This is a genomic window from Flavobacterium sp. UBA4197, from assembly GCF_002379575.1.
Lineage (GTDB): Bacteria > Bacteroidota > Bacteroidia > Flavobacteriales > Flavobacteriaceae > Flavobacterium > Flavobacterium inviolabile.
This window is the reverse complement of sequence record NZ_DFUB01000021.1, coordinates 15,292-37,170: the sequence shown is the minus strand read 5'-3', so window position 1 is coordinate 37,170 and position 21,879 is coordinate 15,292. Positions and strand designations below refer to the sequence as shown.

At 39.3% G+C, this 21,879-nt stretch carries 22 protein-coding genes; 17 read left to right on the top strand and 5 right to left on the bottom strand.

All coding sequences use genetic code 11. The features are described from left to right. The first annotated feature begins 24 nt into the window (after window positions 1-24). The 6 genes from B3394_RS12120 (at window position 25) to queA (ending at window position 5,940) form a co-directional block, all read left to right on the top strand. Window positions 25-1,680, top strand: coding sequence for a hypothetical protein (locus B3394_RS12120; RefSeq protein ID WP_286923566.1), 1,656 nt, complete (start codon window positions 25-27; stop codon window positions 1,678-1,680). Between the two features lie 71 nt (window positions 1,681-1,751). Beyond that, complete coding sequence (gene rsgA / locus B3394_RS12115; protein WP_177732133.1) at window positions 1,752-2,720, top strand: ribosome small subunit-dependent GTPase A; 969 nt, start codon at window positions 1,752-1,754, stop codon at window positions 2,718-2,720. A gap of 11 nt (window positions 2,721-2,731) precedes the next feature. Then, a complete protein-coding gene (gene dtd / locus B3394_RS12110) occupies window positions 2,732-3,184 on the top strand; it encodes a D-aminoacyl-tRNA deacylase (RefSeq protein ID WP_286923521.1) in 453 nt (150 codons plus the stop codon). 19 nt (window positions 3,185-3,203) lie between these two features. Then, complete coding sequence (locus B3394_RS12105) at window positions 3,204-3,530, top strand: nucleotide pyrophosphohydrolase (RefSeq protein ID WP_177732141.1); 327 nt, start codon at window positions 3,204-3,206, stop codon at window positions 3,528-3,530. A gap of 37 nt (window positions 3,531-3,567) precedes the next feature. Further along, the gene (locus B3394_RS12100; protein ID WP_286923474.1) at window positions 3,568-4,803 is read left to right on the top strand and encodes a 3-phosphoshikimate 1-carboxyvinyltransferase; all 1,236 of its coding nucleotides are present in this window, start codon (window positions 3,568-3,570) and stop codon (window positions 4,801-4,803) included. A gap of 87 nt (window positions 4,804-4,890) precedes the next feature. Next, window positions 4,891-5,940, top strand: coding sequence for a tRNA preQ1(34) S-adenosylmethionine ribosyltransferase-isomerase QueA (queA, locus tag B3394_RS12095; RefSeq protein ID WP_177732147.1), 1,050 nt, complete (start codon window positions 4,891-4,893; stop codon window positions 5,938-5,940). 63 nt (window positions 5,941-6,003) lie between these two features. On the opposite strand, the gene B3394_RS12090 is transcribed toward queA, so the two are convergent. Beyond that, complete coding sequence (locus B3394_RS12090) at window positions 6,004-6,735, bottom strand: SIMPL domain-containing protein (RefSeq protein ID WP_273245621.1); 732 nt, start codon at window positions 6,733-6,735, stop codon at window positions 6,004-6,006. Between the two features lie 106 nt (window positions 6,736-6,841). Between B3394_RS12090 and kynU the strand changes: the two genes are divergently transcribed. From kynU to B3394_RS12075, 3 genes are all read left to right on the top strand, one after another. Further along, entirely contained in the window at window positions 6,842-8,116 is a 1,275-nt protein-coding gene (gene kynU / locus B3394_RS12085; RefSeq protein WP_177732153.1) for a kynureninase, read from the top strand. Window positions 8,117-8,208: 92 nt separating this feature from the next. After that, window positions 8,209-10,272 (top strand): T9SS type A sorting domain-containing protein, encoded by a 2,064-nt coding sequence (locus B3394_RS12080; protein WP_286923468.1) that lies wholly within the window; start codon window positions 8,209-8,211, stop codon window positions 10,270-10,272. A gap of 134 nt (window positions 10,273-10,406) precedes the next feature. Next, window positions 10,407-11,489, top strand: a complete 1,083-nt coding sequence (locus tag B3394_RS12075) for an agmatinase family protein (protein WP_286923421.1) — start codon at window positions 10,407-10,409, stop codon at window positions 11,487-11,489. 32 nt (window positions 11,490-11,521) lie between these two features. On the opposite strand, the gene B3394_RS12070 is transcribed toward B3394_RS12075, so the two are convergent. After that, window positions 11,522-11,680, bottom strand: a complete 159-nt coding sequence (locus B3394_RS12070) for a lmo0937 family membrane protein (RefSeq protein WP_177732162.1) — start codon at window positions 11,678-11,680, stop codon at window positions 11,522-11,524. Between the two features lie 223 nt (window positions 11,681-11,903). Here B3394_RS12070 and B3394_RS12065 point away from each other — a divergent pair, with 223 nt between their 5' ends. Next, a complete protein-coding gene (locus B3394_RS12065) occupies window positions 11,904-13,253 on the top strand; it encodes an FAD-dependent oxidoreductase (RefSeq protein WP_177732165.1) in 1,350 nt (449 codons plus the stop codon). 60 nt (window positions 13,254-13,313) lie between these two features. On the opposite strand, the gene B3394_RS12060 is transcribed toward B3394_RS12065, so the two are convergent. From B3394_RS12060 to B3394_RS12050, 3 genes are read right to left on the bottom strand one after another with little or no spacing between them, the layout of a single operon-like run. Further along, window positions 13,314-13,676 (bottom strand): cupin domain-containing protein, encoded by a 363-nt coding sequence (locus B3394_RS12060; RefSeq protein WP_177732168.1) that lies wholly within the window; start codon window positions 13,674-13,676, stop codon window positions 13,314-13,316. 6 nt (window positions 13,677-13,682) lie between these two features. Then, on the bottom strand, window positions 13,683-14,051 hold the full coding sequence (locus B3394_RS12055; RefSeq protein WP_177732171.1) for a DMT family protein: 369 nt from the start codon (window positions 14,049-14,051) through the stop codon (window positions 13,683-13,685). Between the two features lie 2 nt (window positions 14,052-14,053). Further along, window positions 14,054-15,571 carry a helicase HerA-like domain-containing protein gene (locus B3394_RS12050; RefSeq protein WP_286923408.1) on the bottom strand — a complete coding sequence of 506 codons (1,518 nt, stop codon included), beginning with the start codon at window positions 15,569-15,571 and terminating at the stop codon, window positions 14,054-14,056. A gap of 367 nt (window positions 15,572-15,938) precedes the next feature. On the opposite strand from B3394_RS12050, the gene B3394_RS12045 reads away from it, so the two are divergent. The 7 genes from B3394_RS12045 (at window position 15,939) to B3394_RS12015 (ending at window position 21,845) form a co-directional block, all read left to right on the top strand. Continuing rightward, window positions 15,939-16,775, top strand: coding sequence for a MotA/TolQ/ExbB proton channel family protein (locus tag B3394_RS12045; RefSeq protein ID WP_177732177.1), 837 nt, complete (start codon window positions 15,939-15,941; stop codon window positions 16,773-16,775). An 88-nt stretch (window positions 16,776-16,863) separates the two neighbouring features. Beyond that, the gene (locus B3394_RS12040; protein ID WP_273245633.1) at window positions 16,864-17,478 is read left to right on the top strand and encodes an ExbD/TolR family protein; all 615 of its coding nucleotides are present in this window, start codon (window positions 16,864-16,866) and stop codon (window positions 17,476-17,478) included. Window positions 17,479-17,498: 20 nt separating this feature from the next. Next, window positions 17,499-18,053 (top strand): ExbD/TolR family protein, encoded by a 555-nt coding sequence (locus B3394_RS12035; protein ID WP_177732183.1) that lies wholly within the window; start codon window positions 17,499-17,501, stop codon window positions 18,051-18,053. 31 nt (window positions 18,054-18,084) lie between these two features. Further along, window positions 18,085-18,906, top strand: coding sequence for an energy transducer TonB (locus B3394_RS12030; protein ID WP_177732186.1), 822 nt, complete (start codon window positions 18,085-18,087; stop codon window positions 18,904-18,906). Between the two features lie 4 nt (window positions 18,907-18,910). Beyond that, window positions 18,911-19,132: a hypothetical protein gene (locus B3394_RS12025; RefSeq protein ID WP_246297045.1), complete on the top strand. Its 222-nt coding sequence runs from the start codon at window positions 18,911-18,913 to the stop codon at window positions 19,130-19,132. 95 nt (window positions 19,133-19,227) lie between these two features. Beyond that, a complete protein-coding gene (locus B3394_RS12020; RefSeq protein WP_273245637.1) occupies window positions 19,228-20,151 on the top strand; it encodes a PstS family phosphate ABC transporter substrate-binding protein in 924 nt (307 codons plus the stop codon). Between the two features lie 32 nt (window positions 20,152-20,183). After that, the gene (locus tag B3394_RS12015; protein ID WP_286923317.1) at window positions 20,184-21,845 is read left to right on the top strand and encodes a tetratricopeptide repeat protein; all 1,662 of its coding nucleotides are present in this window, start codon (window positions 20,184-20,186) and stop codon (window positions 21,843-21,845) included. Window positions 21,846-21,879: the final 34 nt, after the last annotated feature.

Sequence of the window (21,879 nt, the reverse complement as noted above, 5' to 3'; positions counted from 1 at the left end):
GCGGGATTTTTTAAAAAACGATGTATGAAAAAACTATTACTATTATTGGCTGTTACGTTATTCAGTAATTTTTCAGCTTTCTCACAGTATAAAATGGAAAATGTTTCCATGACTTATGGTGAAGAGATCACCGAAGAGAAAGGTAAAATTATCAAGATTATTGGAGAGACCAATAACAAAATTTATGCGCTGGGTCTGAAAGGGAAAAGCGATTATTTCTTAAAGATCTTCGAATCCAAAGCAATGAAGCTGATTTCGAATAAGCCTATTGTATTGCCGGAACTGAAAGACAAAGACATTGATTTTGAGGAAATAGTTATACTGAACGGCAGACTGTATGTGATTGGAAGTGTTTACCACAGAAAAGACAAGGTTTTTACATTGGTAGGAATCGAATATTCGGAAGATGGTAAACTGAGCAATAACATGACCACAATGTTTGAGGCACAGGTTGCCAGAAGCTCAGACCGTGGCGGATTCTATTTTAAAACATCGCCGGACGAGCACATGCTGCTTGCCATGCACACGGCGCTTTATGAAAAAGAAGATGCGATGAAATATGAATTGAAATTGTTTGATCCAAGTCTGAAACCGGTTTTTACGAACATTGAAAAAGTGTCGTATGATGACGATAAGAAAGATTTTGAATTTACAATTGCCGATTTTGACGTGAATGCGAAAGACGATGCTTTTGTGGTAATCAATGAAAGCTACCGCGACAAAAAGAAAAAAGAAAAAGTAGAGAAATTTCAGGTATTTGCTTTCAAGAATGAAAACGGATACAAGAAAGATGTGATTGATATCAATTTTACAGGAAAAGAAATTATTAACTGTAAAATGTTGTCAACCAGTAAAAATACGGTACAATTGGTAGGTTTTTATTCCAGTGTCCGCGAAAACGGAAAAGCGAATAAAGAGCTGAAAGGCGTTTACAATGCTACAATTAATTTAGGGACTAATACGAACGATAATCTGAAATTTAATGAGTTCGATTATGCGACCAAAGTGAAATTGTTAGGAGAGAGAAGAGCGAAAAAAGGGAAGGATTTAAAGCCGTTGTATATCATTCACTCTATTATTGAGAAAAATGACGGCGGCCTTATCGTGATCTCAGAATACCGATTTGTATATGTTGGTCAGAAACAGGGAATCGGACCGTTAGGAGTACAGCCGATAACCTATACAACTAACGAAATGATTGTTACGTCGTTAAAACCGGATGGTTCATTGGATTGGAGTAATGTGGTGGCAAAAGACCAGTCGGCTACCGTTACCGTGGCTTCGCTGAACTTCTTTGGAGTAGGAGGCGGATCGTCAAACTTTAACGTAGCGTTGGGATTATCGATCCCGTTAGGGGTTATGGGGAAAGGACCGGAGTATTTAAGTGCTATTCCTATTTATAAAGACGGGCAGTTGAGTATCCTTTTCAATGACAATAAAAAGAATAAAGGAATTACCGATATCGAAGAGATCAAATCGTTAGGAAACTATAATAATGCGGTTCCTACGGTATTTGTTTTTGATGATAAAGGGCAGATTTCCAGAAAAGATCCGGAAGAAGCAATTAAAAATGAACTTGTAATCCGACCAGGAATTTACTACAGAAAAAATGAGAAAGAATTCTTGATCTATGCATCCAGAAAATCTCAGGATAAGTTAGGAAGAATGGTTTTACAATAATAAGATTCAGAAAAGGTTGCTTAAAAAGCAACCTTTTTTTTGTAATAAATAAAGATGGCTATCTTTGCAGTATGACAGGAGTTGTTTATAAATCTACAGGAAGTTGGTACAGCGTTAAAACCGAAGATAATCAGGTTTTTGAATGCCGTATAAAAGGGAAATTCCGAATGAAAGGTATTAAGAGTACCAATCCTATTGCAGTGGGTGATGTTGTTGATTTTGAGTTGGACAATTCCACCGATGAAATTGCCGGTGTTATTCACAATATACACGACCGGAAAAATTATATTGTCCGCAAATCGGTTAATCTGTCGAAGCAGACGCACATTATCGCGGCGAATATCGATATGGTTTTTCTTTTGGTGACAATTAATAATCCGCCAACCACAACCAGTTTTATCGATCGTTTTCTGGTAACAGCGGAAGCTTACGGAATTGAAGCGGTGTTGCTGTTCAATAAAATCGATACTTACGATGAGGCAACGCTGGACGAGCAATTGTATCTGCAATATGTTTATTCCAATATCGGTTACAAATGCCTGCGTATTTCTTCAACTGAAGGAAAAGGGATTGAAGAACTAAAAAGCCTGATGAAAGATAAGGTATCCATGTTCTCCGGACATTCGGGTGTAGGGAAATCGACACTGGTTAATGCTCTGGAGCCTACTTTGAATTTAAAAACCAAAGCAATATCCGATCAGCATCAGCAGGGACAGCATACGACCACTTTTGCAGAAATGTTCGAACTTTCTTTCGGAGCCCGCATCATCGATACGCCGGGCATCAGGGGATTTGGAATTGTAGACATGGAAAAACAGGAAATAGGAAACTACTTTCCGGAATTCTTTGCGTTAAAAGACCAGTGTAAATTCAATAACTGCCTGCATAAAGAAGAGCCGCATTGTGCGGTTAAAGACGCCTTGGAAAATGACGAAATAGCCTGGTCGCGCTATAAAAGTTATATCCAGATTCTGGAAGGAGAAGACGAACATTACCGAACGGATATTTACGGCGAAGGAAAAGCAAAAGATACCGAATAAAAAAATACGATTTGAAAGCAGTAATACAAAGAGTTTCGGAAGCTTCGGTAACCATAGACGGAAAAGTTACCACCGAAATTCAAAAAGGACTATTGGTGTTAATAGGAATAGAAGATGCGGACGGAGCGGACGACATACAATGGCTGACTTCTAAAATAGCGAATCTCCGCATTTTTGGCGACGAAAATGAGGTGATGAATTTATCCGTGAAAGATGTTGATGGCGCGATGATCGTGGTAAGTCAGTTTACCTTACATGCCCAGACCAAAAAAGGCAATCGCCCGTCGTATATTAAAGCGTCAAAACCCGATGTTGCCATACCGCTTTATGAAGGTTTTGTGCGCCAGATGGAGACAGAACTCGGTAAAAAAATCCAGACCGGTGAATTCGGCGCCGATATGAAAGTCCGCTTGTTAAACGACGGACCGGTAACGATCATTATTGATACGAAGAATAAAGAATAAAGAATAAAGAAAATAAGCTATGGATATAAAAAACGCACAACAGGACGTTGATAACTGGATTAAAAACCACGGGGTTCGTTACTTTAACGAACTGACGAACATGGCGCAGCTTACAGAAGAAGTTGGAGAAGTAGCCCGAATCATTGCCCGCCGTTATGGGGAGCAATCGGAAAAAGAAAGTGATAAAAATAAAGATCTGGGTGAAGAACTGGCAGATGTTGTTTTTGTGGTTTTATGTCTGGCGAATCAAACGGGAGTCGATTTACAGGCGGCGTTTGATAAAAAACTGGACTTAAAAACAAAGCGGGATCACGATCGTCATCACAACAATGAAAAATTAAAATAGACGCATCAGGGCATAAGTGCCTGTAATACCTGGAACAATGAAAATAAAACTCCTGCCTTCCGAAATAAACAGTTCGTCTGCAATTGCCATAACCGGTTCTAAAAGTGAAACCAACAGGCTGTTATTACTGCAGGCCTTGTATCCGGAACTGATTTTAAAAAATACATCCAATTCCGATGACAGTCAGGTCATGACCAAAGCATTGAAGTCGGAAGAAACGGTTGTGGATATCCATCATGCCGGAACAGCGATGCGTTTTCTGACTTCCTATTTTGCAGTTCAGCAGGGCAGAGAAGTGGTATTAACGGGTTCTTCCCGCATGCAGGAACGCCCGATCAGTATTTTAGTGGATGCGCTGCGGCAATTGGGTGCCGATATCACATACGAAAAAACGGAAGGGTATCCGCCCATCCGTATAAAAGGAACAAAAATTGAGAAACGGCAGGTAAGCCTGAAAGCGGATGTCAGCAGTCAGTATATTTCGGCATTGCTCTTAGTGGCACCCGGTCTGGAAAACGGACTGGAGCTCACGCTGGAAGGAACACTCACGTCTATTCCATATATTAAAATGACACTGGCATTGTTAGCCGAAATCGGGATAGCCACAACATTTGAAGGCAATACAATCACGGTTGCCCATCAGGCAAAAACAATCACAGCACAGGAAGTAACGGTGGAAAGCGACTGGAGTTCGGCATCTTATTTTTATTCGATTGCCGCTATGGCAAAACCCGGAACAACGATTGCACTGACCAGCTATAAAGAAAACAGCTTTCAGGGCGATAGCGACCTGGTGGCACTATACCGCCATTTTGGAGTCGAATCCGTTTTTGAGAACAATACGCTTACGCTGAAAAAAACAGCTGTAAAGATCGAAGATGCACTATCGTTTAACCTGCAGAACACACCGGATATCGCCCAGACGATTGCCGTAACCTGTTTTGGTTTGGGAATAAGCTGTCACCTTAGCGGTTTGCACACTTTAAAAATTAAAGAAACGGATCGTTTGCTGGCATTGCAAAACGAGCTGACAAAATTAGGCGCTGTCATTACAGTCACCAATGACAGTCTTACGCTGGAAGCCGCTGCGGTTATAAACCCCGATGTTCCTATTGCAACCTATCAGGACCACCGCATGGCGATGGCTTTTGCACCCTTGGCATTACGGGTTCCGTTAGTTATAGAGGAAGCCGGAGTAGTCTCAAAGTCATATCCGGATTTTTGGGAAGATCTTAAGAAAATCGGCTTTAAAATACAGGAAATAAATGAGTAAAATCCAAGTTTTTAAAAATAAACCTTAAAAGACTTGACAACCCCTATCGTGCGATAGTATATTTGCACTCAATTTAAAATTTGTACAATGAAGTTATCTCATTTCAATTTCAATTTGCCAGCGGAATTGTTGGCAGAATTTCCTGCTGAAAACAGAGACGAAGCTCGTTTGATGGTTGTGAACAGAAAAACACAAACTATCGAGCACAAGCTTTTTAAAGACATTCTGGATTATTTTGATGAAGGAGATGTAATGGTGTTGAATAATACTAAAGTTTTTCCGGCTCGTCTTTATGGTAACAAAGAAAAAACGGGAGCAAGAATTGAAGTTTTTTTATTGAGAGAATTAAATGCCGAGCAGCGTTTATGGGATGTATTGGTTGATCCTGCCCGTAAAATCCGTATTGGTAATAAATTATATTTCGGTGATGATGATTCCTTAGTAGCGGAAGTTATTGATAACACAACCTCAAGAGGAAGAACACTACGTTTCTTATATGACGGTTCTTACGAAGAATTCAGAGCAAAATTACTGGAACTGGGAGAAACTCCGATACCAAAATACATCAACCGTGATGTAACGCCGGAAGATGCAGAAAGATACCAGACTATTTATGCTAAAGAAGAAGGTGCTGTAGCTGCTCCAACCGCAGGATTGCACTTCTCGAAACACTTGATGAAACGTTTGGAAATTAAAGGTGTTAATTTTGCCGAAATAACATTACACGTAGGTTTGGGAACATTCAACCCGGTTGAGGTGGAAGATTTATCCAAACACAAAATGGATTCGGAAGAATTGAGAATTACCGAAGAAGCTTGTGAAATAGTGAATACGGCAAAAGCCAACAAAAAAAGAGTTTGCGCTATCGGAACAACAACCATGCGCGCGATGGAAAGCTCTGTATCTTCTGCTAAAACATTAAATCCGTATGAAGGATGGACGAATAAATTTATTTTCCCTCCTTACGATTTCAGTGTAGCCGATTGTATGGTAACCAATTTCCATACTCCGAAATCGACTTTATTAATGATGATTTCAGCATTCTGCGGACATGATTTAATGCGTAAAGCGTATGATGAAGCAATCAAAGAAGGCTATAAATTCTACTCTTACGGTGATGCTATGTTAATCCTGTAATCTGAGAATTATAATATAAATAAAAAACGTTCCATTCCGGAACGTTTTTTTTATGACATATTTTTAATTTACCTGATACACCAGTTTCATGGTAATATTGGCAGTTTTCTTTTTGGAAGCCGTATTAAACGAACCGCCCCAGGAATATTCCTCAGATGAGTTCTGGGCGATGATCTGGAAAACCCCCATATCCGATCGCTTCAATTTACCCAATTTGGCATCGGCATTTTCGGCAATCTTTTCGGCACGGGAATTGGCGTCTTTAGTTGCTTCTGCAATCATTTCCAATTTAAGTGCGGCAAGTTTGGTGTAATAATATTCCGGCGGATTGGAATAAAGTTCCACACCCGAATTGATCAGCTCGGTCACTTCACGCGAAATGCCTTCTACTTTATCAACCTCTTTACTTTCTATCTGAACATTCTGGGAAAGCGAAAAACCGGTAAAGATTTGCTGACGGGTGTTGCCGTCGTTGTCATAAGTATTTTCAAAATCCTTATTAATATTTACAGCAGAAAAAACAATATTGCTCTCCGGAACTCCTTTTGAAATCAGATAGGATTTGATGATCTCCCGATCTTTATCCAGCGAGGCATAAGCTTCTTTTAAATTCATATTCTTTTTAGAAAAGGAACTGCTCCATACGATCAGATCGGAAACAAAATCTTTTTTACCTAATCCGGTTACACTAATAGTGTCATTGCTTTGGTTTCTGTTCTTAAAAGCACTGGAAAACAGGAACGCCGAGATAACCACTGCAACCGCTATAATGGCTGCATTAAGATTGTTTTTCATAACTAATAAATATTTAATTGTTATAAATGTATGAAATATCGCTATTACTTTCACAAACGTAAAATCTTATTTTTTCTTATTTTTACCAAAACCAAAATAACACATAATGATATTTCAAAATACTCGTGAGTTTGCAAAGCAACTGGATGAAAAAGATGTTTTAGCGAAGTACAGAAGCGAATTTATATTCCCGCAGGTAAATGGTAAACAAGTAATATATTTCACAGGAAACTCTTTGGGATTACAGCCCAAAAGAACAAAAGCCTATGTGGATGAGGTAATGAACGATTGGGGAAACCTGGCTGTGGAAGGACATTTTTATGCAGACAAACCCTGGTGGGATTATCACGAAAGATTTGCGGCACCACTAAGTACCGTTGTAGGAGCGAAACCAGCTGAAGTAACGGTAATGAACACACTGACCGTAAACCTGCACCTGTTAATGGTTACGTTTTACAGACCGACAGCTAAGAAATATAAGATTATATGTGAAGAAAAAGCCTTTCCAAGCGACCAGTATATGTTTCAGAGTCAGGTGCATTTTCACGGATTGGACCCGAAAGATACGATCGTAGAAATCAAACGCAGGGAAGGAGAACACAATATCCGTCTGGAAGATGTGCTGGCAAAAATTGAGGAAGTAGGCGACGAGCTGGCTTTAGTATTAATGGGTGGTGTAAATTACTATACCGGTCAGGTATTTGATATGAAAACCATAACAGAAGCCGGACATAAGCACGGGGCTTACGTTGGATGGGATTTAGCCCACGCTGCCGGAAATATTAAATTGCAGCTGCACGACTGGAATGTGGATTTTGCTGCCTGGTGCAGTTACAAATACATGAACTCCGGACCAGGAAATGCATCAGGCTGTTTTGTACATGAAATGCATCACAACGATACCGACCTGCCGCGTTTTGCCGGATGGTGGGGACATAATAAAGAAAGACGTTTTAAAATGGAACCGCAGTTTGATCCCGTGCGCAGTGCAGACGGATGGCAGATCAGTAATTTACCGGTTTTATCCTTAGCGCCTTATCTGGCTTCTGTGGAAATGTTTGCCGAAGTAGGGATGGACAAACTAATCGAAAAAAGAAACCTGTTAACAGCCTATCTGGAATTTATCTTACAGGAAGTCGATAAAGAAGTAGCTAGCGAATTTGAAGTGATCACACCGTCAAATCCGGAAGAAAGAGCCTGTCAGTTATCCGTGTTCCTGCATGGAGAAGGCAGATCCCTTTTTGAGTACCTGATGAAAAACGGCGTTATTACCGACTGGAGAGAGCCGAATGTGATTCGATTGGCTCCGGCTCCGTTTTACTGTTCTTTTGAAGATATGTATGAATTTGGGCAGATATTACGCCAGGGGATATTGAAATAGTAAACAAAATAAATATTTTTTGTGTTTTCTCTTCATTTTTAGCTATTTTAGCTGTTAAACTTAACTAAATTTAACTAAAACCTAATTTAAAAATGAAGAGAAGACTACTTAAGTTCGCCTTTGTTTTGTTTTTATTCTCGCTGCAGGCCAATGCCCAGAGTTCTGAAAACGAAAGAGCAGCCAGAGACTTTATAAAGTCGCAGGCAAAAGATTTGGAGATAAAATCGTTTCATGATTTTAATCTGCGATTCAACCGGAAAGGACCTTCAGGAGAAACCTTGCGTTTCCAGCAGACCTTAAACGGGGTTCCGGTTTTTGAATCGGAAATTGTGGTTCATTTTTCACCGGATGGAAAAATAACCTATTCTTCTAACAGTTACGATAAAACAGTAACGAATATTAGTGTTTCCCCTCAGTTTAACGACAAAAAAGCAATAAGCATTTCAGACAAGGCGCTGGCATTTGAAGGTGCGATAACGTCACAGGAATGCAAACTGTTTGTATACAATAAACTAGGCAAAACAACCCTGGTGTATAGAGTGGTAACGGCTGCCGAAGACCTGAAAGGACACTGGGAAGCGATCATCGATGCACAAAGCGGAGACATGCTGAGCCTTAAAGATGTTGCCTATTATGCCCATTCGCACAATAAGGATAAAGATAAAAAAGACAAAAAAGAAAAACAATTCGGAAAAAGCATAGCCGGTACGGCACAGTCGGCAACCGGAACAGCCATGATCTTTAATCCGGATCCGTTGTCTGTTGCAGGTGTGGCCTACGGTGGTCAGTATGTAGACAATAATGATGCGACCAATGCACAGCTGGATGCGGCAAGAAGCCAGGTAGAATTGGTTGATATCGAACTTTTGTCCGGTGTTTATAAGCTGAAAAGCCAATATGTGGAAATAAAGAACCTGCAAAACCCAAATACAGGACTTTTTACACAAAATACCAGTTCCTTTATTTTTAACCGGTTCGATGCCGGATTTGAAGCAGTTAATGCCTTCTACCATATCGATAACAGTTTCAGATATATTAACGGAACATTAGGGATTCCTTTGGTACCGCTGCAAAATAACGGCGTGGTATTCTTTGATCCGCACAGTTTTAACGGAGCAGATAACTCGAGCTACGGAGGCGGTGCCTTGAATTTTGGTGAAGGTGGTGTTGATGATGCTGAGGATGCCGATGTAATCCTGCACGAATTAGGCCACGGTTTGCACGACTGGCTAACAGGTGGTTCTTTATCGCAGGTTAACGGACTTAGTGAAGGTTCCGGAGATTACTGGGCACAATCCTATAGCCGAAGTTTAAGTCAGTGGACATCTTCTCAGGCGGCTTACCACTATGTATTCAGCTGGGACGGACACAATCCGTTCTGGGCAGGAAGGGTAACCAATTATAATGCTACCTATCCGGGCGGCTTGGTAGGACAAATCCACCAGGACGGGCAAATCTGGGCTACAGCTTTAATGAAAGTGTACGATCAGATCGGAAGAACAAAAGTTGACAAAGCATTTTTAGAAGGTCTGGCAATGACGAATAGTTCTACAAGCCAGCAAAATGCAGCCATTGCGGTAAGACAGGCAGCTATCGATATGGGATACAGCTGTCAGGATGTGCAGGCTTTTACAACCCATTTTACAGCTACAGGATATGTGTTGCCGGCTTTACCTTTAACCATTCACTGTCCGGGTACGCAAACGGTTAATGCCGGTAGCGGCGGGACTTATGTAGTTCCGGATTATAGCGGACAAACAAGTGCTGTAACGGCAAACTGTAATGCGGTTGTTACCCAGTCGCCGGCAGCCGGAACAGTTGTAAATGTTGGAACACACCAGATTACGATGACCGGAACAAGCGGCACTTCTGTGAGCTGTAATTTCTCATTGGTAGTGGAAGCACCACTGGGAACGGATGATTTTGCAAAACAAAATGTGGCAATCTTCCCGAACCCGGCAAACAATGTGCTGACCATAAAAGGCAACTTTAATGCAGCCGAAGATTTTGCAATCTATAATATGTTAGGACAAAAAGTGCTTGAAAACACTATCGAGAACGGAGAAATCACCCTTGATGTGTCAAAACTGTCAAGTGGAGTATATTCGATATTCTTTAACAACAGTAAAGCCTCTTACAAATTCGTAAAAAAATAATAGGATATTTCTTTTTTACTGATATAATGACCGGATGCAGATCCGGTCATTTTTTTTGAATATTTTTTCGCAATTATCCTAATGCGCTTATCTTTGTGACGTTAAGTTGTACCATCATCATTAGAAAATTAAAAATGAACAAACAGCAAAAAATAGAAAATTTTGATCCTTCACAACCGGGATTAGCAGATGCCAGTGTATTTGGATTGCCTTTTACAGCAGCAGAAAGCGATATTATTATTGTTCCGGTTCCCTGGGAAGTTACGGTAAGTTACGGAGCGGGAGCATCGGAAGGACCGGATGCCATTCTGGATGCCTCTTTTCAGGTAGATTTACAGCATCAGGAATTTCCGGAATTATGGAAGTTGGGAATCTATATGGATGAAGCACCCAAACATTGGGAAGAAAATTCAAAAAAGTACAAAAGTCTGGCACAACCGGTAATTGAAGCGTTGGAAAACGGAGAAGATATTGCTACATTTCCTGCTTTGCAAGCCGACCTTGATAAGATTAATAAAGTTTGTAAAGACTTGAAAAATGAAGTGAAGGACCGCGTTTTACATTGGATGAAACAAGGTAAAAAAGTAGCTTTATTGGGTGGTGACCACAGTACACCATTAGGATATTATGAAGCCTTGGCTTCCCAGCATGAGAATTTTGGTATTTTACATCTGGATGCACACATGGATTTGCGTATCGCTTATGAAGGATTTACCTATTCGCATGCTTCCATTATGTACAATGCTTTGCAGATCCCGCAGATATCTAAAATCGTTCAGGTAGGAATCAGGGATTTTTGTGAACAGGAAGTAGAAGTGGCTAAAAATGCCGGAAACAGGGTTTTGGTTCATACCGATATGGATCTGAAAGCAGAAACGTTTGAAGGCAAAACCTGGTTACAGCAATGTGATGATATCATTGCTTCCCTGCCGGAAAAAGTATGTATCTCTTTCGATATTGACGGAATGTATCCCTGGTACTGCCCGAATACAGGAACACCGGTTCCGGGTGGATTCTCTTTTGAGCAGGCGGCTTATTTGTTGAGCCGATTGGCCGATACCAATAAAGAAATCATCGGATTCGACCTGGTTGAAGTAGCACCGGGAGAAGATGACTGGGACGGTAATGTCGGCGCAAGAATGCTATTCCACATGTGTGGTGTTTTTGCAAAATCACAAAAAATGAAAGTAGGCGAGAAGATTACATTCAACCGATAAAAAAAAATCCCCAATCGGGGATTTTTCTATTTTCAGGGCTTTCTTCCGGTTGCTAATCGGTACAGTACACCAACAATTGCCAGGATAAGCAATACATGGATTAAATTGCCAACAGCTTCCCTGAATCCGAAATACCCAACTAACCATCCGAGTAATAAGATAACCACAATCAACCAAATTAAATCTCTCATAATTAATAGTTTTTAAGTTATTTCTTTAAAATTATTAATATTTATTCTTTTTAGCTTGAATTTTAATAAAAAATTAAGGTTAACGCGCTTTTTTGTGTAATTAATTGAATGGCGCTTTTTGCAGGGCTTTTTTAAAAGTGAAAAATATGATAAAATCAGTATAAAACGGCTTCAGTTCTTAATTATTAAGTATTTTTACGCCAATTATTTAGAAGTAAATTTCATGCAAACGCACCAACGAATAGCCATAGTCGGTTCAGGATTAGTAGGGACATTATTAGCGATTTATCTAAAAAAAGAAGGACATACCGTCCATGTATACGACAGGAGTCCGGATGTGAGGAATATACAGTTTTCAGGAAGGTCGATAAATTTAGCAATGTCAGATCGTGGCTGGAAAGCTTTGGATGGAGCGGGAATTGGCGACAGAATAAGAAAAGTGGCGATACCGATGGATAAAAGAGCCATCCATCTTGCCGATAAGCCGTTGGCTTTTCAAAACTACGGTATTGATGGTGAAAGTATCTATTCCATATCAAGAGGAGGATTAAACCGCCTGATGTTAACCCTGGCGGAAGAAGTGGGAGTGGAATTTTTCTTTGAGAAAAAAATATGGGATGTTACCCTTTCTGATGCGACCTTACATATCGGGGAAACCGAAAAAGGAGCATGGGAAGAAGTAAAATATGACAAAGTATTTGGTGCCGACGGAGCTTTTTCCCGAGTGCGACACCGGATGCAGCGACAAAACCGGTTTGATTATTCCCAGGACTTTCTGGATACCGGTTATAAAGAACTGAATATTCCGGCAAATCCGGACGGAACCCATAAACTGGATAAAAACTCCTTTCATATATGGCCAAGAGGGGCTTTTATGCTGATTGCACTGCCCAATATGGATGGCAGTTTTACCTGTACGCTGTTTATGCCGTTTGAAGGAGAAAACTCATTCGAATCATTAAGCGACAGACAGGCGGTTCAGGATTTCTTCCAGAAGCATTTCCCGGATACCATTAATGTGATTCCGGAATTAGTAAACGACTTCTTTAAAAATCCAACCAGTTCACTGGTAACGATGAAATGCTATCCGTGGACGTATACCGATAAGGTAGCGTTGATAGGGGATGCCGCTCATGCAATAGTTCCTTTTTACGGACAGGGGATGAACGCCGGATTTGAAGATATTACCAGTTTAGCGGAGTTGATGAAGGAATATGGCGACGATTGGGAAACTATTTTTAAACAATACCAGATAATCAGAAAACCAAATGCTGACGCTATTGCGGAATTGTCTTATCGCAACTTTATGGAGATGAGTACCAAAACAGCCGATGATAAATTTTTACTGCAAAAGAAAATTGAAAAATGGTTTGCGATCAGGCATCCTGAAAAATGGCTGCCGTTATACGACAGGGTAACCTTTAGCCACCGTCCGTATGCGGAAGCTTTAGCGATAGGGAACCATCAAAATGCCATTATGGAAGAGATCATGAGATTACCGGGCATTGAGCATAACTGGGAAACGGAAGAAGTTGAGCATAAAATATTGGCACTGCTAAAGCAGGCGTTATAAATAAAAACAAAAAAGTCGTGTCGTATAATTTATAAGACACGACTTTTTTATTTTGCGGGCTTATGCTTCCCGGTGTACGGCATCTACTGTAAAGGCCGGTTTGCAAACGGAAAGATAGTCGCAGGCTTCATCAAACGGGTTGGAATACTGAACCCGGGTGTTCTTTTCGATCTTAATGGATTGTCCGGCTTCCAGGATGATCGTTTCGCCATCAATGATAAATTGTTTCTTTCCTTTTATAATATAGGTGTATTCGTCAAATTCGGGCGTTTGAAACGGCTCACTCCAGTGTGGCGGTGCAACCATGTGGGCAATTGAAATTTCAGCATTGCCTGTCGAGGCATTGCCATGATGCTCTTCGATTAGTTTACCGTCGTCTGTTGGAACAACAAACGGACTGTTTTGGATATAATATTTTTTCATTTTGTACTATTTTTTAAATATAAAGTAAACGGCCAGGACTAAAAAGCAAAAGCCAACGGCGTGATTCCACCGGAAAGTTTCGTTTTTGAAAAAAAGCAAAGAAAAAATAACGAAAACAACCAAAGTGATAACCTCCTGGATCACTTTTAACTGCATAAGGCTAAACGGACCACCGTTGCCTTCAAAGCCTACCCTGTTTGCCGGTACCTGAAAGCAGTACTCAAATAGGGCAAGTCCCCAGCTGATTAAAACTACCGTTATTAAACCGGCGTTTTCAAACCATTTCAGTTCCTTGAATTTTAAATGTCCGTACCAGGCCAGTGTCATAAAAACATTGGAGAGGATCAGTAATCCGATAGTGATATATCCTTTCATAATTATTTTTTAAACATTTTGGATAGTATTCCGAAAGCGCCTCTTATAAATGTTGCGCTGGTCAGGACTTTTACAATCGGATTCATGGCGCTGCTCTGGCGGGTTGCCGTGCTTTTCTGTGCTTTTTCTTCGGCTTGTTTTTCTGCTTCTTTTGCAGCCACTTCCTGTGCGGATTCTATTTTTTTATTCAGTATTTCATAAGCACTTTCCCGGTCGATGGTTTCCTGGTATTTTTTGACCAGTTTGGAATTGCTGTTGATGGTGTCAATTTCAGCCGGTGTCAGGATATCCATTCTGCTCATCGGGGAACGAAGCATACAGGCTGCTAACGGTGTCGGGATCCCTTTTTCGTTTAAAGCGGTTACAAAAGCCTCGCCAATACCCAATTGGGTTATGACTTCGTCGGTTTTGTAAAACTCGGAAATCGGGTAGTTTTCAGCAGTCATTTTAATGGCTTTCCGGTCGTTAGCGGTAAAAGCGCGCAGTGCATGCTGGATTTTTAATCCTAATTGCGCCAATACGCCATTCGGAACATCGGTAGGATTCTGGGTGATAAAATAAATACCGATGCCTTTGGAACGGATTAATTTTACAATTGTTTCGATCTGATCCAGTAATGCTTTGCTGGCCTGGTCGAATATTAAATGCGCCTCGTCAATGAAAATAACCAGTTCCGGCCTTCCGCTATCGCCCTGTTCCGGCATCTGGCCGTAAATTTCAGCTAAAAGCGAAAGTATAAAAGTGGAGAATAATTTCGGTTTGTCCTGTATGTCCGTCAGCCGGATAATGTTTATATAGCCGTTTCCATTGCTGTCAATCCGCATTAGATCGTCAATTTCAAACGACAATTCCCCGAAAAATAAATCGGCTCCCTGCTCCTCCAGTTCAATTACTTTTCTCAGGATGGAACCGGTGGAAGAAGTGGAGATCCGCCCGTATTCTTTTTCAAATTCGGCTTTGCCTTCTTCGGTGGCATATTGCAGCAGTTTTTTAAAGTCTTTTAAATCCAGCAGTGGTATCTGGTTGTCGTTACAATATTTGAAAATGATGGAAACAACGCCGCTTTGGGTGTCGTTCAGGTCCAGGATACGTGAAAATAAAACCGGGCCAAACTCAGAAACGGTGGCTCTTAAGCGTACGCCGTTTTGCGACGACAGGCTCATTAGTTCCACAGGGAAAGCCTTTGTTTCGTAAGGAATCCCGATCTTTTCGTGGCGTTCGGTTATAAACGATTTTTCTTCACCGGGCATGGCAATGCCGCTAAAATCACCTTTAATATCCATCATTAGTACCGGAATACCGTTTTGCGATAACTGTTCCGAAAGTACCTGTATGGTTTTGGTCTTTCCGGTTCCCGTTGCTCCGGCAATAAGACCGTGACGGTTAAGGGTTTTAAGAGGGATTTTGATTTGAGTATTCGGAACGGATTCACCGTTTAAAATAGCTCCGCCAAGTACGATATGTTCACCTTTACAATCGTAACCTGCGTTTATAGCATCTGAAAATTTTGTAGCTGTCATCTTTTGTTGTAGCAATAGTATTACGGATCGTGTTTATACAAATATACGAATCCGATTCTATAAAATATGCGGATCCGGAATATTCAAAATTGTATCTTTTTTAAAAAATTATAGAAAAAAGCAAGAATGAAAAAGAATAATAGTAACATTAAAGCGTTATTAATTTAAACTTATGTTAATGGTGGCGGGTGGAATTATAAAGAAAAGTATAGGGATTGTTAAATAATTTATTGTTAACACTTAAAAAAAATGCTTTTTATTTTTTTATTTACTCTAAAAACATAAATTTGCGAATCTTATAAGACGAGAATATTCATTTTGTAAGAAGGTAGTTATAATAAAATCAAAAAACTAAAAATTAAAAAAAATGACAAAAGTATCTAACGAAAATGTTGGGAAAGGAGCTAGCTCTAATGGATCAAGTGTATTTGCAGGTTTAGCAATTGTAATCTGTATTTTAGTCGGAGTTCTTATTTGGAAATATGTAATGGGTGCACCATCGAATTTCATCAATAACGACCCTAATGGTCATCCGCTACCTGGAAACTATTTAGGAATGGTTTACAAAGGAGGATTTATCGTTCCGGTGTTGATGGGATTATTTTTGATGACTGTTGTGTTTTCAATTGAGAGATTCTTCGTTATTTCAAAAGCAGCTGGAAAAGGGAATGTTGAAACTTTCGTTAAAAATATTCAGGTATTAATTAACCAAGGTAAAATTGATGAGGCTATCGCTGAGTGTGATACTCAAAAAGGTTCAGTAGCTAACGTTGTTAGAGCTGGTTTAACAAAATACCAAGAGGTTAAAAAAGAAGGTTTTGATAGTGAGAAAGCTACAGAAACTATTCAAAAAGAAATCGAAGAGGCAACTTCTTTAGAGATGCCAATGTTAGAGAAAAACTTAACAATTATTGCGACATTAGTATCAATTGGTACGTTAATGGGACTATTAGGAACGGTATCAGGTATGATTAAAGCGTTCTCTGGATTAGCAGCAGCTGGAGCTCCGGATCAGGCAGCATTGGCAACAGGTATCTCTGAGGCACTTATTAATACAGCAACTGGTATTGGTACTTCTACACTAGCTATTATTGCTTATAACATCTTTACTTCTAAGATTGATAAATTAACTTATTCTATTGACGAGGCTGGTTTTGCTATCACGCAAACTTACAGACGTTTCAAAGCGCGTAACAACGCATAATTATAAGGTAATTTAATAACAAATTGCAAACGGGATAGCGGAATGATGTTTCGACTATCAGGTTTGGAATTAAAAAATCTAAAAGAAAATGGCTAAAGCAAAAATGTCAAAGAAAAGCACAAGAATAGATATGACTGCGATGTGTGACGTAGCATTCTTGTTGTTATCTTTCTTTGTAATGACGTCTACGGCAAAGCTCCCAGAGCCGCTTCCGGTGGATACGCCTGCTTCTACAGTACAAACAAAATTGCCGGATGCTGATTTGGCAACAATTACCGTAGGAAAGGAAAAAGTATTCTTTGGAGTAGTAGGTAAGGATGTAAGAATGCTTACTTTGTCAAAGATGGGAGAAAAATATAATGTGAAGTTCACAGATGAAGAAGCTAAGAAATTTTCACTTATAGATGGTTTTGGAGTGCCTATCGGAAATTTAAAGCAATTGATCGCTTTAAACGGAGAAGAGCGTAACAAAGAAGGTCTTCAGCCTGGAATCCCATACGATTCTATTGATAACCAATTAAGAGAATGGATTCTGGCTGCTCGTAATGCGACAAAAGAAATAAACAATACTGAGCTTAAGATCGCTATCAAGGGAGATGCTAAAGAAGAATATCCTACTGTTAAAAAAGTAATTGATATTCTTCAAGACCAAAAAGTAAATAAATTCTTCTTGGTTACCGGTTTAAGAAGCGAAGATTTTTAATTAAAAAATAAACTGTAGAAATGGCAGAATTAAATACAGGCGACGGCGGCGGTAAAGGCAAGAAAGTAAGAAGTAAAAAACAAAACGCCGGTGTCGATTTGACAGCGATGGTGGATTTGGCATTCTTATTGATTACTTTCTTTATGTTAACGACTTCGTTGTCAAAACCTCAGTCAATGAATCTGGCAATGCCGGATAAAACGCCAAAGGATAAGCCGCAGGTTGAGCTAACTATTCCTGATGACCGTTCGTTGACAATTTTGATAGGAAAAGATAATAAAATCCTATGGTTCAAAGGACAGCCTACATCACCTTTAGAAGGTCCTACAGCTGTAGCTTTTGGTAAAGATGGGATTCGTAAGGTAATATTGGATCAGATTCAGAAAGTAAAAGGAATTTATGGAGCTGACCCTAAAAAAGGATTAATCGTTGTAATTAAACCTTCTAAGAAATCAAACTATAAAAACTTAGTGGATATTTTAGATGAGATGGCGATTACATCTGTTCCGACTTATGCGATTGTTGATATTACACCAGACGAACTTAAAATGTTAGATAAAGAAGGAATTAATTAATTCTTTCCGGACTAATTAAAAAAACTAAATTATGTCAAGATTAAACATATTTAAAAAAGGGTGGATTGATATGGTTTTTGAAGGCCGTAACAAAGCCTATGGTGCTTATCAATTACGTTCAGAGAACCCTAAAACTACAACAAGAGCACTTTTTCTTGGAATAGTTTTATTCGGTTCTGCAGTAAGTGCTCCTTTGATCATGCGATTTATCTCTGAGAATATCGGTGTTGAGAAAAAGGAAAACATGGACAAGGTAATTGAAACAGCATTATTGCCACCACCGCCAAAAGATGAAATTTTACCACCACCACCACCACCGGAGCCACCAAAGTCTGTAAACGACCAGGTGAAATTCCCTCCGCCGAAAGTGGTTGATAAAAAATTAGTGCGTGACGAAGATCCGCCAACGGTTAAAGATTTGGAAACTGCCGATCCTGGACAAAAAAATGTTAAAGGAGATAAAGAAGCAGGAGATATCCTGATCGACAAACCAGCGGGTGACGGGCCTAAAAACTCGGATATCGTTGACGATGGAAATAAAGTATTCTTTACTGTAGAAGTTCCGCCGGAATTTCCAGGAGGTATGGCTGGTTTCAACAAATACGTTCAGAAAAACTTCAGAGCTCCTGATGTTGATGAAGGTGTTAAAACATTAAGAGTTATTGTTGGTTTCGTTGTTGAAAGAGACGGATCATTAACAGACATTAAAGTTTTAAGAGATCCAGGTTACGGAATGGGTAAAGAAGCGATCCGTATGTTGCAGAATGCACCAAAATGGAAAGCCGGAGTTCAAAATGGTAGAGCGGTACGTGTAGCGTATAACTTGCCAATCACTATTCAAGTAGGAGAATAATTCTATGAATATATTTCAAATTTTTAAGCAGAAATCGCCTAAACAGCGATTTCTGTTTGTTTTAGGACTTATCTTCTTGTGTTTGTATGTCTTTATGGGATTGACTTTGATTATATGGAAATCAATGCCCATTGAGCTTTCCTATACAAGAAGAGTAATACTGGCAATTTTATTGATGATTTATGCCGCTTTCCGGTTTTTCCGTTTAATGCAGCAGGAAGATTAACCAAATATTAGGTTTAATTTCACGTTTTTAAGGTTTTGTAAAATAAAAAAAGGACTAACTTTGTAGCTATGGCTATTGCAGCTTAAATGTTTTTGATGAAAAAGATTGCTTTAAAATTATCTGTTTTACTTGGAGTGGCTTTCCTGACATTCCAAATGGGGTGTAAAAAACCAAGTGACAATCCGGAAGAAATTGAAGAAACACCTGTTTCGGGAAAAGCGACCGTTTCGGTTGAAGAAACGATCTTCCCGATAATGGAAGACGAAGTGATTATCTTTGAAAATGATTACAATCGTGCAAAGATTGAATTGCATAAAAAAACGGAAACCGAAATACTAAAATCTATTTTTCAGAATAGTTCGCAGGTGGTTGTACTGCCACGAACGTTAGACTCTGTCGAACTGAAGAATTTCAAAAGTAAAAGTATTATACCGCGTATTACGGAAATCGGAACCGATGCCTTAGCTTTTATCGTAAATGCTAAAGAAAAAGATTCCACCATCACCACTGAGGAAATTGTAGCAGTGATGCTGGGGAAAAAATCTACAAGAATCAAAAATCTGGTCTTTGATAATGCCAACTCAAGTTCCGTGAGAACAATCAGAGAATTGGCCAATGTACAGGTATTACCAAAAGAAGGTGTCTTTTCCTTAAACTCAAATGAAGAATTAATCAGGCATATTGCTGCTAACCCTGGAACAGTAGGAGTTGTTGGCGTAAACTGGCTGCTTCAGGCACCAAAAGACCTTCAGCCGTATGTTGAAAATGTTAAAGTTTTAGGGGTTAACAACAATAAACTGAAAGATAATAAGTTCTATAAACCAACGCAAAGCGCTATTGCTAAAGGTGATTATCCGATTACGCGAAAGCTGTATTTGTTAAATTTTCAGGGAACCACCGGTTTAGGCATGGGGTTTGCATCTTTTGTTGCAGGGAATAAAGGACAGCGGATTATTTTAAAATCCGGATTAGTTCCCGCAATAATGCCAAGTAGAGAAATACTGGTTAAGGATAAATAGAAGAAACCAAATAATAATAAATAACAATAAAAATGAAGAATGTAAAAGTTTTTACTTTGTTACTGTCTGTGATTGGTACTGCCACTTTTGCACAGGATTTGGAACAAGCAAAAAAAGCAGTTGATGCAGAGCAATATGACAAGGCAAAAAAAATATTAAAATCTTTAGTGGCGTCTGATGCCAATAACGGTAGAAATTTTTTCTATTTAGGAGATTTGTATTTGAATGAGAAATCTGTGGATTCGGCTAAAATCTATTTTGAAAAAGGATTAGCAGCTAAAGATAAAGGAGCACTTAACTATATCGGACTTGGGGAAATGAACCTTGACAGTGGTGATGGTTTCGGAGCGGAAGCTAATTTTGCCAAAGCAACAAAAGATATTAAAAAGAAAGATACAGAAGAATTTTTGTTAATCGGTAGAGCTTATATTAAGTCGGATCGTCCGGACTTTAAAAAAGCGATCGAAAGCCTGAAAAAAGTACTGGTTGTTGATCCTAAATCGGCTCAGGCCTATTTGAGCTTAGGTGATGCTTACTATGGCGATCGTAACATAAACGAGTCGTACAGTGCTTACCGTAATGCCTACGATTATGATAACACGTTGTTGCTTGCAAAAGTGAAATTAGCAGCGATTACAAAAAATACAAAAGCTTTCCCGGAAGCAGTAAAAGCGTTTAACGAAATTGTAGCCATCAACCCGAACTTCGGACCGGTTTACAGAGAGTTAGCAGAAACGTACTATTACTGGGGTGCCAGTGAAACAACAAACTATAATGCTTATGTGAAAAAAGCATTGGAGTACTATGAGAAATACATGAGCCTTACCGATTACTCTTTGGAGTCCCGTATGCGTCATGCCGATTTCTTAATCCTGGCAAAAGACTATAAAGCATTGGAAGCAGAAGCTAAAAAAATGCAACAGCTGGATAAAGTGAATCCGAGAATCTTACGTTATCTGGGATATTCTGCTCATGAGAACGGAAACCACCAGGAAAGTGTAAAAGCATTAAATGAATTTATTGCAAAAGCAGAAGCTAAGAAAATCATTGCCAGAGATTACCTGTATTTAGGATTAGCTAAAATCGGATTGTCTAAAAAGGCAGATGGAAAATCGTATGATAAAACGTTCTTTGACGAAGGGGTAGTTGAAATCAACAAAGCAGTAGAAAAAGATCCGGTTATTGCCAGCGAATTAAACGAGTTTGGTTTAAAACTATTCAAAGAGAAATTCTACAGAGAGTCTGGTAAAATCTTTGAAGTAGCGGTTAAAAATCCAAAATCGAAAAACTATTTGTATGATAACTTCTATTTAGGATATTCATTATACTTCAATTATGATGAGAAAACATCTCCTAAAGACGAGTTGACTAAAGCAGATCTTGCCTTTACAAATGTAATTGCAGCATCGCCGACAACTCAGGATGCACACTTATTCAAAGCGAAAGTTAACCGTATTATCGATACTCCGGAATCTAAAAAAGTAATGGTGGGTTCTTATGAAGAATACATCAAAATTGTAAAAGAAAAAGGAGAAACGGAAAAAGCTAAAAACAACCTGATAGAAGCATATACTTATGTTGGGGCTTATTATGCTAATAACGGTGATAAAGCGAAAGCAGTAGAAAACTTACAGGCACTTTTAGTATTGGAGCCCGGTAATAAATATGCTACAGACACGTTGAAAAAATTGTAATCCGCAGGGATTTCGAAATACAAAGCAAACCCGG

Bases quoted from the DNA above. Each gene is read 5' to 3' on its own strand.
- B3394_RS12015 (WP_286923317.1), top strand. From the start codon at position 20,184: ATGAAGAATGTAAAAGTTTTTACTTTGTTACTGTCTGTGATTGGTACT.
- B3394_RS12075 (WP_286923421.1), top strand. From the start codon at position 10,407: ATGAACAAACAGCAAAAAATAGAAAATTTTGATCCTTCACAACCGGGA.
- B3394_RS12020 (WP_273245637.1), top strand. From the start codon at position 19,228: ATGAAAAAGATTGCTTTAAAATTATCTGTTTTACTTGGAGTGGCTTTC.
- B3394_RS12030 (WP_177732186.1), top strand. From the start codon at position 18,085: ATGTCAAGATTAAACATATTTAAAAAAGGGTGGATTGATATGGTTTTT.
- rsgA (WP_177732133.1), top strand. From the start codon at position 1,752: ATGACAGGAGTTGTTTATAAATCTACAGGAAGTTGGTACAGCGTTAAA.
- B3394_RS12050 (WP_286923408.1), bottom strand. From the start codon at position 15,571: ATGACAGCTACAAAATTTTCAGATGCTATAAACGCAGGTTACGATTGT.
- B3394_RS12070 (WP_177732162.1), bottom strand. From the start codon at position 11,680: ATGAGAGATTTAATTTGGTTGATTGTGGTTATCTTATTACTCGGATGG.
- B3394_RS12060 (WP_177732168.1), bottom strand. From the start codon at position 13,676: ATGAAAAAATATTATATCCAAAACAGTCCGTTTGTTGTTCCAACAGAC.
- queA (WP_177732147.1), top strand. From the start codon at position 4,891: ATGAAGTTATCTCATTTCAATTTCAATTTGCCAGCGGAATTGTTGGCA.
- B3394_RS12080 (WP_286923468.1), top strand. From the start codon at position 8,209: ATGAAGAGAAGACTACTTAAGTTCGCCTTTGTTTTGTTTTTATTCTCG.
- B3394_RS12065 (WP_177732165.1), top strand. From the start codon at position 11,904: ATGCAAACGCACCAACGAATAGCCATAGTCGGTTCAGGATTAGTAGGG.
- B3394_RS12055 (WP_177732171.1), bottom strand. From the start codon at position 14,051: ATGAAAGGATATATCACTATCGGATTACTGATCCTCTCCAATGTTTTT.
- B3394_RS12105 (WP_177732141.1), top strand. From the start codon at position 3,204: ATGGATATAAAAAACGCACAACAGGACGTTGATAACTGGATTAAAAAC.
- B3394_RS12025 (WP_246297045.1), top strand. From the start codon at position 18,911: ATGAATATATTTCAAATTTTTAAGCAGAAATCGCCTAAACAGCGATTT.
- B3394_RS12100 (WP_286923474.1), top strand. From the start codon at position 3,568: ATGAAAATAAAACTCCTGCCTTCCGAAATAAACAGTTCGTCTGCAATT.
- B3394_RS12045 (WP_177732177.1), top strand. From the start codon at position 15,939: ATGACAAAAGTATCTAACGAAAATGTTGGGAAAGGAGCTAGCTCTAAT.
- B3394_RS12120 (WP_286923566.1), top strand. From the start codon at position 25: ATGAAAAAACTATTACTATTATTGGCTGTTACGTTATTCAGTAATTTT.
- B3394_RS12040 (WP_273245633.1), top strand. From the start codon at position 16,864: ATGGCTAAAGCAAAAATGTCAAAGAAAAGCACAAGAATAGATATGACT.
- B3394_RS12035 (WP_177732183.1), top strand. From the start codon at position 17,499: ATGGCAGAATTAAATACAGGCGACGGCGGCGGTAAAGGCAAGAAAGTA.
- kynU (WP_177732153.1), top strand. From the start codon at position 6,842: ATGATATTTCAAAATACTCGTGAGTTTGCAAAGCAACTGGATGAAAAA.
- B3394_RS12090 (WP_273245621.1), bottom strand. From the start codon at position 6,735: ATGAAAAACAATCTTAATGCAGCCATTATAGCGGTTGCAGTGGTTATC.